We start from the raw sequence: 15,517 nt of genomic DNA, 5'->3' as shown, positions 1-15,517 counted from the left end.
AGGGCCGACCACGGATGCCGGAAGATCCGGTGCGACGGCATGGGTCGGCCCGTCGCTCGGCGGAGCGATGCCCGTCGTCGCTTCCGTTCGCGACTTGACGGCCTCCCGACGTCTCCCATATCGAACGTCGATGGGGATGGGGTCCCCCGAAAGCGCCGTCAGGCTGATGACTCCTACACCATGCTCGTGCTGGGTAGGAGATCGCCATGCTCGCGATGATGATTTTGTGCGCTTCCCTCTTGGTTGCCCGGCATCGGCCCACCTTCGCCGTTCCCAAGGTTGTGCGTCCGAACTCCCTGCCCGACCATCGCCGGCCCTCGCGTCTTGGGTCGGGGTTGGTGACGTAGGCCGGTCTCCAACGTCGAAGGGCCGCCCTTGATCGGGTCCGGGGTTCAACGTCGCGCGCCGGAGCCGGTCTCCTCTTCCGGCGAGCGGTCGACGAGGACCGTGGTCGGCCGTGGCGGCCCCTCCGGCGCGGCGAGGTCCTTCACCGAGTATGCCGGGCTTCTAGATCGATGATTGGGACGGGGACGATGGCGCGAGTCGAGTTCGACGCAGACCGTGGGCACAATGGTGAGTTCCTAGTAGAGGGCGAACACTTCACGCCCGTCGACTGCATGCCGTTCGCGCAGGTCGAGATCGCACGGGCCGGGATCATCGACGCCGTCCTCAGGACCATGGACGAGCGCTATTTCCGCGTGACCATGGTCACAATGACGACTGCGCCCGGGGAAGCGCGTCGGCCCTCCTGGTACGAGGCCCATTTCGTGGGTGTGCTGGAAGCCAATTTGCTCCGCGAAAGCTGGGCCGTCCAGGTCGGACAACCTCCGGCGTCCAACGTGATACCCTGAGGGTTCATCGCGCGGGTTGGTCTCACGCTGGTTCCGGCGGCGGACGTCGTGTCGTTCGACGTGGGGGTGGCGCGTGGCCCATCGATGGCGGGATGTTGCAATGGCGGGCTCCCGCGCTCCCGCATGCACGCCCGAGGACCGCACCATCCCCCGACGGAAGGCGCCGTTCTGGCTTGCGGACGGGCGACGAAATATTCCAACCTCCACGCGGGCATCGACGTCAATGTGCGTCGACCGCCGCGGGGGGGAGAGCGCCATGACCAAGGACGAGATCAAGGCCAAGATCGTGGAACACCGGGCCGAACTCGAGAGCTTGGGTTCCGGAACAGGTGAAAGCGGCGAACCCGAGGTGGACGCCAAGACGCGCCAGGAACACCTCGAGCGCGAGATAGCGAGCCTCGAAGCGCTCTTGGAGGAGGTCTGAGGCCGAACGGCCCCGACGTCGAATGCGGTCGGTGCCGGGGTGGCGCGGGTGGCGTCCCCGCATCGCGCCGGTTCATGGATCGTCCCCGTATCGTCGGAGGCGATGACACGTGATGGCTTCGCCCCCGTTCATCGTTGGGTTCACCCGCTCACCCTCGTTCAGGATCCCGCGCTGCCCCAGCTCGGATGAGTCACCGCAAGCGTCGGCCGAGGTTGATCATGGCGAGTTCCAGCGATTCGAGCGTGGCGGTGGCCGATGCGAGGGCCTCGCGCTCCTCGTCGATACCGCTCGCCGTGAGCGCATTCCTTTCCCGCGCGTAGGACAGCGCGGCGTCCACGACCCTGATCTCGTTCTCGATCTCGTCCTCGATTTTGGAAGCCCACTGCCGAAACGCGTCCTCCAGCCACTGGCGGACCGCCCATTGGAGGCTCGACAGGTTGCGGACGATCGCCGCGTCCAGGCCGGCGCGGAGCCGTCTCCGCGCCCTCGCATGCCGCAGACGTCGGGGCAACAGTCGGGCGATCCCGTCGACGGTCAGGGAACCCATCGTGTCCGTGTGTCCGGAGGCGACCCAGTAAGGCTCGCGCAACGGGGGCCCACCCTCCGGTTGGACCTCGGTCCGACGCTCGATGCCCATGATCACCTCGGCCGCGCCCGCGATCTCCCTCACGATCTCGTCGCGGCGCGATCTCTGCGCCTCGACGGCCGAGGCGACGTCGGCCTCGGCCCGCGCGACCAACCCCGCCCGAGCCCCGGTGAAGAAGGCGGAGACCGCGGACGCCAGCCTCCCCTCGCCCGCTTCGGGGGTCGTCGCCGGGAGCGAGGCTCGTTCAAGCGCCGCGTGGAGGGATCCCGAGGCCTCGACGTGCAGTGCGTCGCATGCCCGGTCGAGCGCGGCGACCGCGCGGCGATGGTCGCCCGACAGGAGATCCCGGGCCCACTTCCGCCTTTCCGCCAGCGCATCGACGGCGTCCTTGAAGACGGTCGTCCTACGGTCGAGTTCCTCGCGGGTCAGTCCGAGGGCGACGTACCGCAGCGCGATCGTCGAGCGCAGGGCGACGACCGATCGCGCCGCCTTGCCGACGACCGCCGCGACGAGGAGGGCCCCCTTGTCCCGGGCCAGGACCTCGACGAGGTGGCGTTCGAGCGACGCGAGACCCGATCGGGAGAGCGCGTCGGCGTCGCCGTGGGACTTGGCCGCTATGGCGTCGCGGGCCGAGACCACCCAGACGTCCGGTGCCGCGGCGTCGGGCGACGCCTCGGCCAGTCGCCCGCGTAGGAAGTGGACCAGCAGTTCCAGGTCGTCGCCGACCGCGAGGTCCGCCTTCGTCATGACGACGAGCGTCGTCGGGGTGACCGCACGGATCTCGTCGAGGTAGGCGACCTCGCCCTCCCCGATCGGCAGGTCGGTCGAGAACACGACCAGGACGGCGTCGCACGTGGACAGGGCCGCGCGGGCCGCGTCCGTGTTGTGGCGATGCGTCGAACCGATGCCCGGCGTGTCGACCAGCACGACGCCCTCGCCGAGCAGGCCGGATGGGACCCTCGCGTCGACCTGCGCCAGGCCAAGCACGTTGCCGGGGTTCCCGGCCTCCGTCACCAGCCTGGCCAACTCCGTGCCGAGCGCCGCGCCATCCGCGACGGCCCGACGCTCGACACGACCGTCGCGGTGGACGATGTCCAGGCCGTACGAGGACCCGCCGGCGACCGTGGTGGCGACGGCCGTCGCGGGCAACACGGAGGTCGGCATCAGCGCCTCGCCCACCAGCGCATTGAGGAGCGTGCTCTTGCCACGCTTGAACTGCCCGACGACGCCGAGCCGGAACCGATCGTCGTCGAGGCGTCGAGCGAGCTCTTCGAGGCGGTCGCGAGCGGGGTCGACGCCGGGAAGGCCGCGTGCGACGGCGAGTGCCTCGGCGATCAGCCCCGCCGCCTCGCCGCGCGGGGGCGCCCCGACGATCCCCGCCCGAGGCCGCATCAGTGGGACAGCAACACGGGCATGGAAACGTTGTTCAGAAGCGTTTCCGTGGTGCCGCCGAACATCGTCTCGGCGAGGGGGGACCGCCCGTAGGCGCCGGCGACGATGAGGTCGACCTCGTCGCGGTCCAGCCCGGCGAACATCGCGCTCGCCACCTCCACCTCGCCCGTGTCCTGCCAGCCCGACACCTCGACCTTGGCGCCGTGGCGTTCGAGGTGCTCCTTCACGTCGGTGACGTCCAATCGCCTCCTGTCGAAGTCCTGCTCGAACAGGAACAGGAACACCTTCTCTGCCGCCGCGAGCAGCGGCATCGCGTCGTGGACGGCGCGGGTCGCCTCGCGGCTGAAGTTCCAGGCGATCAGTAGGCGGCGGCCGAGCGTTTCGCGGGAACGCCATCCCGTCGGGAGCAGCAACATCGGAACGCCCGCGCCGACGAGCACGTCCCTCGGGACGGCCTTCGCGGAGAGGTGCTCCGCGTCGGGATGGGGTTGGGTCGCGACGATCAGGTCGGCGCAATGGGCGCCGAAGTCGTGCGCGACCCGGGCTTCGGGGGCTGCGACCCGGAAGGTCGTCGCGACGTTCGCCGAGCGGGCCTTGGTCTCGAAGGCCTCCCGGAGGCCCAGCGCCCGGTCGCGCCAGTGTCCCTCGGAGGCCGCCGGCGTGCCGACGTCGACGCCGACGAGACGCGCCCCGTGTCGCGCCGCGAGATGGACGGCCACGTCGGTGCGCGCCGCGCAGTCCTCGCCCACGTCGAGGAAGACCAGGATGTCCTTGTATTCCGTCATGTTCCCTCCTTCCATCGCCGCGGAGAAGGGAAACGTTCCCCCACGCGCGCGATGCCTCACGCTGCGTAGGAGTCATCAGCCCGGGAAGGGCGGTTGAGGGTGAACTCCATCACCCAGGGATAGAATGCCACGTCGCGGCGCCCTGTTCCATGGCGTGGTGCGCTCCGCGGAAGATCTTCGCGAGGGAAATCGGCCGCCCCTTCCCTTCGACGATCATCCGCCTCGCGGGGACGCGAAGCTGCGTCCGCCGGCTGCGCGCCCCTCCCCTGGTCCGACCGGACGCCGCGGGTGTCGAGGTGGGTGCGACCCGTCGACGGACGGGAGGACGCCACGCTTGCGCTCGCTCCCCGATCGGCGCCGTCGCTCGACGGTCCACGCATCCTGGATCGAGGCCGGGATCGCCGGGATCATGCGTCCGCCCCCGTCGTGCCGTAGGATCCCGCGGCTTCCGACGTGGAACCACCTTCGGCTCGATTGACAACGTTCACGAAGCGCATTTCAATCCGCTCGCTTCAAGCAGGCGGTGGGGTCCGCCTTGTAACCGCCCGTTGGGCCGATGACTCCTTCCGATCCTCGATCTCGGGGAGGAAGGAGTGCGGGCGAAGATGGCGGACCTTGTCTTCCGAAGTGAGCCGGGACCCACGACGGGTGGGGCGTGAACTTGCGCGACGCCTCGCTGCAGGTCGCTCAGGTCGCGACCGTGCTCGCGCTGTCACCCCTGATCCAGGGACTAATCCAGCAGTTCGAGGAAAGGGTCCAGCGCGGCCAAGGGCCGGGCTCTCCGAGGCCCATGCCTGACCATTCGCGGACGGCTCGCCTGACCGCCTCGGCCCTGGACACCGATGGAGCCATGATCCGAGCCACTGAATCCGCCACGATCCCCATCGGCGTGCTCCCTGGAGGTGTCGCGCTCGCTTGCCGGAGGGCTGTCCCGAAGTTCGAGCTTGAGGAAGGCATCGCGGTCAGACGTTGAAGTTCCAACCCTCAACCGTAGCTGTCGCGCTAACGTTCGTTGCCGGCAGCGTGGACGGGCTCACCCTCATCGTGGTCGGCCGTTTCGCCTCGCACATGACCGGGACGACATCGATGCTTGTGCACGACCTCGCGCGAGGCCGGCTCGCGGTCGGCATGGCGGCTCTCGGGGCCTTGTTCGCGTTCGCTTCCGGAGCATCGGTCGCGGGGCTCCTGGTCGGGGATCGTACTTCGGACAGGCAGGTCGAACGTTTGCCGTTGCTCCTGGTGATCGAGGCGGTGAGCTTGATCGGCGCCGGTGTGGTGGGCGATGGGGGCTCCAACGACGTCGCCGTCATGCTCGCGCTGTCGGCCTTCGCCATGGGTGTCCAGAACGCCTCCTCCTCCCTCTGTCTGGGCGACCGCGTCCGCACCACGCACCTCACCGGCACATTGACGGATCTGGGGATCGCGGTGGGCCGCCTGGTCCGCGTCGGGAGGATGGGTCCGCACCATCCGCCGATAGCCGAGATGCTTCGGCGGTCCTCATCGCGACTCGCGGCGTTCGCCATCGGCGGCCTCCTCGCCGGGATGGTCGCCCCGGCCGTGGGCAGGCTCGGCCTCCTCGCGCCATCCGCGGTACTGTTCGCCTGCGCCCTGGGCCGCCTGCCTACTCATCGACGGTGATCGATCCCGTCGAGCATCCGGAGGCACGGGCGTGCGATCTCGAACCGACCGACAGCCCGAGCTCGGCCGGCTTGACGCCGCCGGGCGGGCCTCCATAGTCGTTCGCATGAGCGAGCGAACCTCGACGACCGATGATCCCGCGTCCGAGCCCGCCGAGGCCGAGGTCGAGCACCGCGCGATGGAGCTCGCCAAGGCCGACGGTTTGACTTGGGCGGCGCCGGGGACGCCCGAGCATGGCGCGGAAGGCCAGCCCGGCGCGGCGACCAACGACGACCGGGACAGGTATCGCAGGCTTGCACGCGAGCGATTGGAGTCCGAACGCGGATTGATCGTCGGGTGAGCCCCCCAAGGGCCCTCGCGCCGGAGGGCGCGGATGTGATCGTGGACCGTCCCGAGGCTTCCTAGCGGTCCCTGGGGCGATGGATCACTCAGGACGTCCAGCCTGGACGGCGCATCGACGGACCATCGAGCCTTCGTCGCTCCGGCTACCCCGGATTCGGTCGCGTCGGCCGCCACGCACGTTTCGAGCCGCCGTCCCCGGATCCACGCTCGTGGGGAACGCGGCGGGGGAAGCGGTCAGGGTGCGACCTCGACGACGGTCGTCCGCCCCTGCCGTTGCAGCCGAACGGCCGCGTCGCGGACCGAGGCGTGGTGCGTGAAGAGCAGGACCTGCGTCGCCCCGGCGAAGTCCGCGAGGAGATCGAGAGTGGCTTCGGCCCGTCCGTCGTCGAAATGGACCAACAGGTCGTCGGCCACGAACGGCAGCGGTTCGGCGGCGGCGCAGTAGGCCCCGACGCTGGCGAGCCGGAAGGCCAGGAACATCTGGTCCCGCGTGCCCTCGCTCATCGTGGCGACGGGCTGCGGGTCCCCTCCGGTGGAGCGGACCCCCCTCACGATAGGATCGCCTCGGTCGTCCACGTCGGCCGCGGCGCCGGCGTAGGCGCCGCGCGTCATGCGCGAGAACAGGATCCCCGCCTCCCTGACGAGCGGATCCTGGCGCTCGTCCCGGACGACGCGTATGGCCCGGTCGAGTAGGTCCTTGGCGACCTTGAGCTCCACCCATTGTTCCGCCGCGGCGTGCATGTCCGCCACGGCCGCCTCCCGGACCGCGACCAAACCCGCGTCGCCGGGGGACCGGCCATGCCCCCGGAGGATCGCCGTCGTCCGAACCTCCTCGGCGATCGACCCCTCGATCCTGCCGTCGAGAGCGTCGAGACGCCCGGCGATCTCGGACGACTCCGCCCGCACGGCATCGAGGTCGCAGCCCTCGGCTTCCCCACGCAGGAACTGCAGGGGCAGGTCATCGCCGGCGACGCGCGCCGCCTCGCCGAGGGCATCGCGCTCACGCCGCAACACGGCGAGCCGGCGCCCGCGCACCACGGTCGCGCGCAGGCGATCGAGGTCGCGGGCCCCGCCGATCTCGTCCGCGATGGTCGCGAGCCGTCGCCCGAGGGAACCGAGTTCCTCCTCCCAGCCCGCGACGTCGGCCTGGGCCTTGGCCACCTCCGGCCCGAGCGCCTCACGGCCGAGGCGCGCCGCCTCGTTGCCCTCACGGACGCTCAACAGCATGTCCCCCGCCGCCACGGGATCCACGGCCGTGGCGAGTCCGATCCGACCCGCGATCGAGGCGACCTGGCCTCCGAGGGTGGCCTCCTCCTCGTCCATGCGCATGACGAGGGCACGCGCCTGCGCGACCGCCCTCAGGTCACCCCGGGCCCGCTCCCACGCCCCCGCCAGCGCCGCCGTGGACGCGACGGGTTCGTCGGCGCCGACGCCGAGCGCGGCGGTCGCCGCGGCCCACGCGGCGGCCCACTCCCGCCGCTCCCGCTCGACGTCCTGGAGTTCCGCGAGCGACTTCCGCCGCCGTTCCTCCAATCCCGGCATGGCTCCCCGTTCCCTCAGATAGGCCTCGTGCGCGCGGTCGTGCGCGCCGATGGCCGAGGCCACGGCCCGCACGCGGCCGCCGAGCTCCGCGGCGGCATGGGACGCGAGGCCGGCCCGAAGCTCCGCCCACGCGAGGCGCGCCATCGCCGGCGCCAGGTCGCGCAGGGCGGTCTCGGCCACGCGACGTTCCGCGGCGGTCCGGTCGGAAGCTTCCACGATGCCGCGCCGCGCCGCCGCGAACGGCTGGAGCGAGGCGAGTTCCGGCCGCAAGGCGCAGGCTTCGGGGAAAGCGCCGCGGAAGGCCTCCCCGGCCTCGACCAGTTCCCGGTCGAGGCGTCGCGCGGCGCCCTCCGCGGCCTCGACCGCCCCTTGCGCCGTCGCGATCCGTCGCCGGGTCTGCGCGAGGGTGGCGACGCGGTCCGCTTCGGCGACGCGCTTGTCGGCGAGGCGGTCGGCGTCGGCGATGCTCGCGTCGAGGCGCCCGGCCATCGCGTGCCGTTCCGCCTCGGCCGCGGGCGCCTGCCCGCCGACGTACGAGGCGCGGACCGACGCCCAGGCGTCGTCGCGTGTCCGGCGGGCGACGTCGACGGCCTCCCCGTTCGCCACCTCGCCCTCCCCGAGCAGCGCCGCCATCTCCACGCGCGCGGCCTCTCGGTCGGCCATGGCTCGCGCGAGCGACGAGATCACCCGTGCCCGTTCGGCCCTGAGCGCGTCCCGCGCCTTGATCTCGGCACCGACCTGCTCGACGTCGGGGCACGCCAGCCGGCGCACCGCGGCGACGTCCTTCATCCCGAGCTCGACGGCCCGGCCGAGCTGTTCCCCATCGGCACGATCGGCGGCCTCGATCCGCGACGTCGCCGCCGCCCACTCGGACGGGAGCGCCGCGAAGCTGGTCGCCTCGATCCCGAACGGTCGATGGTGTCCCCGGGCGGTCATGGCCTCGAGGCGTCCGGTCGCCTCGGACAGGACGTCGGCCGCCACCGCCGCCTCCTTGCGGGCCGACCGGAGCCGGACGCCGATGCCGGCGTCCCGTTCCGCGAGGTCGACGACGACCCGCAAGATGGGGCGCGTGGGAAGCAGCGCGACGAGGTCCGCGTCCTCCCCGAGGCCGAGGCGATCGCGCAACAGTCCGAGTTGGGCGTCGGCATCCCCGACGTCCCTCTCCCGGGCGGCCCTGTCCCCGCGGAACGCCCGGACGACGGCCAGCCTCGCTTCGACGTCGCGCAATTCCGGCTCCGCCGCGACGAGGACATCGTCGACCTTCAAGCGCTCGCGGCGATCCCACACGTCGGCCAGGCGACCACGGGCCTCGTCCCGACGCCCGAGGGCGGCGGCGTGCGCGTCGAGGAGTGAGCCGCACCTTTCCGGGAAGTCGCCGGACAGATGCGCGACGTCCCCGAAGGCGAGGATCCCCTCCTCCGCCGCGTCGAGCCGCCGCAGGATGGGTACGACGCGCGCGAGGCACCGCAGTCGCGACGCGCGCTCGCCGAGCCCGCGCCTTTCCCCGCGCAGGCGCGCCGTCTCCGCCGCGGCGTCCACGGCCGCGCGCCGGTCGCGTTCGTGCATCTCCCAGGTCAGGACCTCGGCCTTCGAAGCCTTGTCGGCCGCGTCGTGCGCGGTGAGCGCGTCGTAGAACGCCCTCCCTGCCTTGCGTCGCGGTGCGAACAGGGCATCGATCCGCGTCTCGAGGCCGTCGAGCCTGTCGACCAGGGCGCGGAGGCCGCCGCCCGCCTCCACGATCAGCCTGCCGATGTCCCCCCGGGCCGAGAGCAGGGCCTCACCGCCCTTGCGAAGGCCCTCGTGGTCCAGTCCGAAGAGCGTCTCGAACCGATCGCGGTCGACCGCGCCGAGCAGGGCCGAGAGCACGGCGTCCTCGCAGGGCGCCCCCGCCTCGTCGATCAGGGTGCGACCCCGGCCGCACCGCCGCCGCAGCGAGACCGGGGCGCCCGCGGCCGTCGTGAGCCTCGCCCCGATGCGGGCCGCGTCGGAACCGAACTTCGCGGAGCGTGGCGAGCGCTCGGGAATCCTGAACAGGAAATCCCGGATCGCATGCATGCAGGTGCTCTTGCCGCCCTCGTTGGGTCCGTGGACGACGTTCAGACCCGGCGTCAGCGTCAGGGTGCGACGCTCGAACGCTCCGTACTTCTCGAGGGTGAGTTCATCGAAGCGCATCGGTGCCCTCCTCCGTCGCCATGGTCGACAGCGCCAGGTCCACGCCGCCCGCGACGACCTCGCGCCGGATCCTCGCCGCCAGGTCGTCGAACCTCGCGCCCGCCGGCATCCGGGTGCGGATCTCCCCGAGGCATCGCTCCACGAGCGCCCCCACCTCCCGTCCCTCACCCAACCGGCGGACCTCGTCGGCGAGCCGGCCGGCGACCGTGGGGTCGGCGCCGTGGGTCGGCATGGGTCGGCGCGTGCGCACCTCCACGCGCTCCAGCCAGACGGTGGCGGACAGCGTGGACGCCATGACCTCGACGTCCTCCCGCGTCCCGGCGGGGTCGCGCACCAGGACGGCATGGAGCGGGGTCTCGCCACGGAGGACGAGGCGCAGCGCCAGCGAGCGGTCGGCGGCCGTCGCGGCGAGGCCCTCGAGCACGGTCCTGATCGCCGAGCGCGCCGCCTCGGCGTCCACGGCGCCGGTCAGGTCGACCTCGCCATGCACCCATCGAACGTCGGCGACGTCCCGATGCTCGAGCCCCCGCACGACGCCGCCCGACACACGGACCAGCGTCACGCCCTTCGAGCCCGTCTCCCGGACGCTGCGCCCCTGGATGTTGCCGGGGTGGACGACGTGCGGATGCTCGTTGAGGATCTGGCGGGCATGGACGTGACCGAGCGCCCAATAATCGTAGCCGTGGTTGACGAGCTGCTCGAGCGTGCAGGGCGCGTAGGCCGCGTTCTCGCCCCCGCCACCCTGGCAGGCGGTGTGCAATACACCCACGTTGAAGTAGCTCGGGTGCGGTGCGGGGTAGCTCGCCGCGAGATTCTCGGCGACGTCGCGCCGGGGGAAGCTTCGGCCGTGGACGGCGACCCGGAGATCATCGTCCAGGAAGGTGTGGGCGGCCCGATGGTCGAACCGGCGAACGTTGTCGGTGTGCGTCAGCTTGTCGAACCAGCGGTTCGCCGCGTCGTGGTTGCCGGCGATCATGTAGACCTTGATCCCCGCACCGCGCAGGCGGTTCATCCCGGCGAGGAAGAACAGGCCACTCCTGTAGTCCCTCAGGTCGCCGTCGAAGGTGTCGCCGGCGAGGACGACGAAGGGGCAGCGCTCCTCGATCGCGAGGTCGACGAGCCTGTCGAACGCCCGCCGCGAGGCTTGACCCACCCGCGAGGCGAGGTCGGCGGCCCGGCTCGACAATCCCAGCAACGGGCTGTCGAGGTGGAGATCCGCCGCGTGCAGGAACGTGAACTCGTCCGTCATGCCTTCCGCCATCTCGTTCGACGTGCGTCGCTCCACCCCCGTCCCACCGGCGCCACGCGGCGGCAGGAGTCCGGTGCCGACCCTCCCGACATCTAGGCCTGAGTTTTTTGAGTTCAATTGCGCTTTAAGATTTTGCGCGACCATGGAACCGCTCGGGCGACGATCCGTAGGGGTGGAAGCCGATCAGCCGTTCGGGGCGGCGGCGTGGAAGACCACCCTGGCTGCGTCGGGGTCACCGACGTGCCCTGGATCGGCGGAGCGCCAGCCATCCGTGCCCCGGCGACACGGCCGCGGCCGACAATGGTCGAATGGCCGGGGGAACGCACCGCATCCCAGGGCCTGCCGGGGGCAACCCGGATCCCCGCCGCTCGGGCGGTTGCCGTCGCACCCGTCCCTCGGTGGGCGTCCGGCCCGCTCCGGGACGTGTCCGCCAACTGGCCTGCCCAGCCAGGGCCGACGTGGGGGGAGGAGATCCGAGTCGGCGTGTCGTTGGACCGAGACGCGCCGTCGTGGCACCAGCGAAGCGACGGGATGACTCGACGGAGGGAAGGCATGAGGAAGACGCTCGCCATCGTGGGCGCCGGTGCGAAGGCGGCGGCGGTCGCGGCCCGGGCCGCGGCGTTGCGGGCGATCGGCGGGCGCGACGTCCCCGAGATCATCGTCTTCGAGGCCGAAGGCGTCGGGGCGGCCTGGAGCGGCGATGGCGGTTTCAGCAGCGGTTTCCTGACGCTCTGCACCCCGGGTGAGAAGGACGTGGGTTTCCCGTACGATGAACGAGCCTCCCGTGGTGGGCACGAGCCGATCGCCCCGATCATCTTCGGCCGGTTCTCGTGGGCGGCGTTCCAGGTCGCCACGGGAAACTTCTCGGACTGGGTCGATCGGGGGCGCGGCCACCCGAGCCATCGAGCGTGGGCGGAGTACTTGACCTGGGTGATGAGGAGTGCCGATCAGGAGGTCGTCCGATCGAAGGTGACCGCGGTCAGGCCGGAAGGCGACCGCTGGCGCATCGAGCATGGATCCGACCTCAGCCGGGGCTCGACGCTGGTGGACGGGGTCCTGCTGACCGGTACGGGGCGGGCACGGGCGATCCCGGCGTCCCCGGGCACCCCGGCGGAGCGTATGCTGGACACCGAGAATTTCTGGAGGCACCGCAAGCTGCTTCTCGAGCGGCCCGACCTCACGGTCGCCGTCGCGGGTGACGGGGGAGCCGCGGGCGCGGTCGTCGCTTGGTTGGTGGAGCAGTTCGCCGAGCGGCAGTCCACGGTCGTCAGCATCAGTCCCATGGGGACCTTGTTCCCACGCGGCGACGGGCATGCCGAACGCCGTTGGTTCAGCGATCCGACGGACTGGAGGGAACTCAGCGTCGAACATCGGCGCAAGCTACTGGAGCGCACCGAGGCCGGGGTCGTCTCGCTGCGGAACAAGCAACTCATCGATCAGTCGATCGCGGTCGCGTACCGACGCGGTCGGGTCCTGAAGGTCGACTGGACCGACGAAGGTCTCGACATAGACATCGAATATGACGGGCAGACCGCGGCCCCGCACAGGGCCGATTACCTGGTGGCCGCGATCGGCTTCGACAATTGGAGCCTGCTGGACCTCGTCGACCACTCCGCCGCGGAGCGATTGCGCGATCCATCCAGGGGCGACGAGCGCAAGCGCGTGGAGGAGGAGATCCTGCCCGACTACGGCCTGCCCCCCTCCGCCGGCCTGCCGCCGGGCCTCCACGTCCCGGCCTTGGCCGGGCTGGCGCATGGTCCGGGGATCGGCAACCTCGGGTGCCTGGGGCTCATGGCCGCGTCGATCCTTCGACCATACCTCGCTTGACCCGCGGCGGATGACGTATATATGTATATACGGCAGGGCCGACAACGGAGACGCGACGATGGTCGACGACATGGTGATGCGATCTGTCTACCTAAGACCGGCGGAGGACAGCGAACTCCGTCAACTCGCCCACGAACTCAACGTGACCAAGAGCGACCTGATACGATCGGCGATCGGGATCAAGCTGCGTGAGTGGCTTGCATCCGACGACACCGACCTGATCATGCGCGACCTCACCGTCGGTCGTCGCGACCCCGGCGCGGCGTCGGCGAGCGTCACCGTTCGAACCGCGGCGGGACGACAGGCGACGACCGAGGACGCCCCGACGACCCCCGAGGCGGGACGTCCAGGGACGGCCGACGTCGGGCCGCCCGTCCAGGACGGGGCCGGGGCGGGCTCCCGGTCGAACGGCCTCGGGGGAGGAGCCGCCTAGGGCGCCCAGTCACCAGGCGTGTGGGATGAGTGTTCGTGGGGCGGCTTGCGCCGGTCCGGGATCGGAGTGACAGCGTAGATTGGTTTCGTTGGCGACCGACCAGTCCAGACGATGGCCGGCGGCCCCGCCCTAGTCCAGTGCGGTATGCTCGTGAGAGGAGCCTGACATGAACGATCCGGTGGCCGTCCCGACCGTCGACACGCAACACTCCGTCGATCTCTCGATCGTGGAACACATACTGGCTTCTTATTCCGACGAGATGCGAAGCGACGCCCTCCTCGCCATAGGGAATTCGAGTCGGAAGGTCCTCGGATGGATCGTTTACTCCTCGCCGGACACAAGTTATTGCGACACCATCTGTGAAGGAAGCTTCGACATCACGTTCGCGGCCTCCACGCACCATTTCCTCGTCACCGACATCAGAGCCGCAGAAACCCCCTCGACCGATCGGTTGGGGGGGTTTCTCGTCGTGAGGGACAAGCGAGCCCTGGGGGTGAAATTGAAGGCGACCCCGGAGGGACTGTTCCAGCGTCTCCTCGAACCCACCCATCCGGCATCGACGCACCCCGCCGAGGCGCAGATCCGAGACGGGACAGTCTCACCGACGAACGATCGCTTCATCGACCGGCGGGACGCGACGATGATCGGTGAAACGACGAATCCGTCCCCGTTCATATACTTCATGGACGATGGTGCGAACGAACGCACGATCTTCGCTTCGTGGATCGCCGCCGCCCGGGCGTCGCTGGCGGAGTGCTTGGATATTCTTGTCCTGGATCATCGACCGGGCTTTCCCGACGCTCGCGACGTCGACGCGTGGGGCGATGGTCTCCGTCTCCGTTCGGACGCCGGCTCCACGCCCGCCGTCGGCACCCATCGTCGAGACGGAGGACCCATGGGAGGTGAGGCGCACCAAGGCCACGATCGCGTGGGCCGGCTCGCGACGCCGTGGGGTCGTGGCTTCGGCCATCCCTTGGACGTCGGCGGCTTGCCCGTCGTTCGGACGCATCCCGACCTCGTCTCTTGCGCGGATGGCGCCGGGGTCCGAGCGTCGCACGGCGCGGGTCGGCCCACGATCCGTCGGGTGGACGACATGCCCGATGCATGTGCCGTGGACGCCCTGCCCGCCCGTGGGATGCGCCACCATGTCGAAGCGTGCAGGAACCAAGCGGCACGTTCCGGGGAAGATGGCGCGGATCAGCCCGCGACCATTCGAGGCGATGCGCGGAGGTCGGGAGATCGGGAGGGAGGGGGCCTACAATGGTCGACGCTCGCTTTCAACGCCGCCACCTCGGGGCCGACCGTGCATTCATCACGGGGTGAGGACAACAACTGCGTATCCGGCATGCGGATGCACGACGCCGGGCGCTGGCACGACTGCATCCCGCTGTCCGCCGCCTCCGCGACCCATGGCTTTCCGCAGCAAGTTCATCGGGAGTGCCTCGCACGGCATTGATCGTCGACCGGATGACATGGCGGGCATCGATACGTCTCGTCCGGTGCCCGGAGTCGCCGCGTGACGAATGCGACGTCGAGCGGCGTGTGCACGGGGCGTGGGCAGCCCCAGAAATGTGTTGCTCCCCGAACGTCGACGCAGCATGGTTCGGCGACGCTCGGGGATCTGCTCATGGCCTGCAGCCACGTCCTACTGGCCTGTCCCTTTTGCGGTGGAGCCGCCCGTTTCGTCGATCGTGGGGCCGACCAGGGGACCGGCGTGGCCTGTACGGGGGTCGAATGCACGTCCTGTTCGGTGCGCTTCCCTGGAGTGAGCTACTTCGCGGCGGTCGACGTCGCACGGGAATTCGTGGCCGCGCAGTGGAACCAGCGTAGCACCGCCCGTCCGCTCGCGGTCGGACGTATCAAGCACGCGTCGGGCAGGCTCACGACCCATTGACGCGGCCGGCGTGATCAAGGGACTGATCGGATCGAAGCACGCGGGGGACGATACCCGCATGCTTGCTTCCGGAACTGTCCGACGCCGATCGCGATCGACGGACCCGACGCCGCCGGAAGGCGAGTTGGGGTCCAGCATCCGCATCGACGGGATCGCTTCCCGTGGCGCTGGACCGCAGTCGATCTGAATCCCGCCTGGATCGGTCGAGGCACAGATGCGGCCACCTTGGACAGCCCCTCGGGCGATGTCGGCTTGGGAAGAGGGCGATCCAAGGTCGTCGCGTGGGCGTGGCTCACATCCACGGTCCCCGAGGTCGGAATGCCCTCGCCTCGCCGGTCGTTGCCGACCGGCTCGAACGACCGCATCGCGGTTTCGGTCCGGG

Annotated in this window: 11 protein-coding genes and 3 riboswitches; of the genes, 7 read left to right on the top strand and 4 right to left on the bottom strand. The window is 70.5% G+C overall.

Going from position 1 to position 15,517, the window contains the following annotated elements; all coding sequences use genetic code 11:
* Positions 1-123 precede the first annotated feature (123 nt).
* A riboswitch (Fluoride riboswitch) is annotated at positions 124-183 on the top strand.
* A gap of 350 nt (positions 184-533) precedes the next feature.
* Together L7N97_RS12575 and L7N97_RS12570 are read left to right on the top strand one after the other, a co-directional pair.
* Entirely contained in the window at positions 534-851 is a 318-nt protein-coding gene (locus L7N97_RS12575) for a hypothetical protein (RefSeq protein ID WP_237478611.1), read from the top strand.
* A 256-nt stretch (positions 852-1,107) separates the two neighbouring features.
* Complete coding sequence (locus tag L7N97_RS12570; RefSeq protein ID WP_237478610.1) at positions 1,108-1,275, top strand: hypothetical protein; 168 nt, start codon at positions 1,108-1,110, stop codon at positions 1,273-1,275.
* A gap of 190 nt (positions 1,276-1,465) precedes the next feature.
* On the opposite strand, the gene L7N97_RS12565 is transcribed toward L7N97_RS12570, so the two are convergent.
* Positions 1,466-3,253 carry a dynamin family protein gene (locus L7N97_RS12565; protein ID WP_237478609.1) on the bottom strand — a complete coding sequence of 596 codons (1,788 nt, stop codon included), beginning with the start codon at positions 3,251-3,253 and terminating at the stop codon, positions 1,466-1,468.
* Complete coding sequence (locus L7N97_RS12560) at positions 3,253-4,038, bottom strand: universal stress protein (protein ID WP_237478608.1); 786 nt, start codon at positions 4,036-4,038, stop codon at positions 3,253-3,255. Before L7N97_RS12560 ends, L7N97_RS12565 begins: the two co-directional genes overlap by 1 nt.
* Before the next feature lie 59 nt (positions 4,039-4,097).
* A riboswitch (Fluoride riboswitch) is annotated at positions 4,098-4,161 on the bottom strand.
* Positions 4,162-4,548: 387 nt separating this feature from the next.
* Positions 4,549-4,611: riboswitch (Fluoride riboswitch) on the top strand.
* 396 nt (positions 4,612-5,007) lie between these two features.
* On the opposite strand from L7N97_RS12560, the gene L7N97_RS12555 reads away from it, so the two are divergent.
* Together L7N97_RS12555 and L7N97_RS12550 are read left to right on the top strand one after the other, a co-directional pair.
* Positions 5,008-5,676, top strand: a complete 669-nt coding sequence (locus L7N97_RS12555; protein ID WP_255721654.1) for a YoaK family protein — start codon at positions 5,008-5,010, stop codon at positions 5,674-5,676.
* 106 nt (positions 5,677-5,782) lie between these two features.
* Complete coding sequence (locus L7N97_RS12550; protein ID WP_237478606.1) at positions 5,783-6,016, top strand: hypothetical protein; 234 nt, start codon at positions 5,783-5,785, stop codon at positions 6,014-6,016.
* 236 nt (positions 6,017-6,252) lie between these two features.
* Here L7N97_RS12550 and L7N97_RS12545 read toward each other — a convergent pair whose 3' ends face one another.
* Both L7N97_RS12545 and L7N97_RS30055 read right to left on the bottom strand, forming a co-directional pair.
* The gene (locus L7N97_RS12545; RefSeq protein WP_237478605.1) at positions 6,253-9,732 is read right to left on the bottom strand and encodes a YhaN family protein; all 3,480 of its coding nucleotides are present in this window, start codon (positions 9,730-9,732) and stop codon (positions 6,253-6,255) included.
* A complete protein-coding gene (locus L7N97_RS30055; RefSeq protein WP_305069255.1) occupies positions 9,719-10,981 on the bottom strand; it encodes a metallophosphoesterase family protein in 1,263 nt (420 codons plus the stop codon). The genes L7N97_RS12545 and L7N97_RS30055 overlap by 14 nt, the downstream gene beginning before the upstream one ends.
* A 552-nt stretch (positions 10,982-11,533) precedes the next feature.
* Between L7N97_RS30055 and L7N97_RS12535 the strand changes: the two genes are divergently transcribed.
* The 3 genes from L7N97_RS12535 (at position 11,534) to L7N97_RS12525 (ending at position 14,697) form a co-directional block, all read left to right on the top strand.
* A complete protein-coding gene (locus L7N97_RS12535) occupies positions 11,534-12,808 on the top strand; it encodes a SidA/IucD/PvdA family monooxygenase (RefSeq protein WP_237478603.1) in 1,275 nt (424 codons plus the stop codon).
* 58 nt (positions 12,809-12,866) lie between these two features.
* Positions 12,867-13,241 (top strand): hypothetical protein, encoded by a 375-nt coding sequence (locus tag L7N97_RS12530; RefSeq protein ID WP_237478602.1) that lies wholly within the window; start codon positions 12,867-12,869, stop codon positions 13,239-13,241.
* Between the two features lie 166 nt (positions 13,242-13,407).
* A complete protein-coding gene (locus L7N97_RS12525; RefSeq protein ID WP_237478601.1) occupies positions 13,408-14,697 on the top strand; it encodes a hypothetical protein in 1,290 nt (429 codons plus the stop codon).
* Positions 14,698-15,517: the final 820 nt, after the last annotated feature.

This window comes from Lichenibacterium dinghuense, from assembly GCF_021730615.1.
Taxonomy (GTDB): Bacteria; Pseudomonadota; Alphaproteobacteria; order Rhizobiales; family Beijerinckiaceae; genus Lichenihabitans; species Lichenihabitans dinghuensis.
This window is presented reverse-complemented; position numbering and strand designations above follow the sequence as displayed.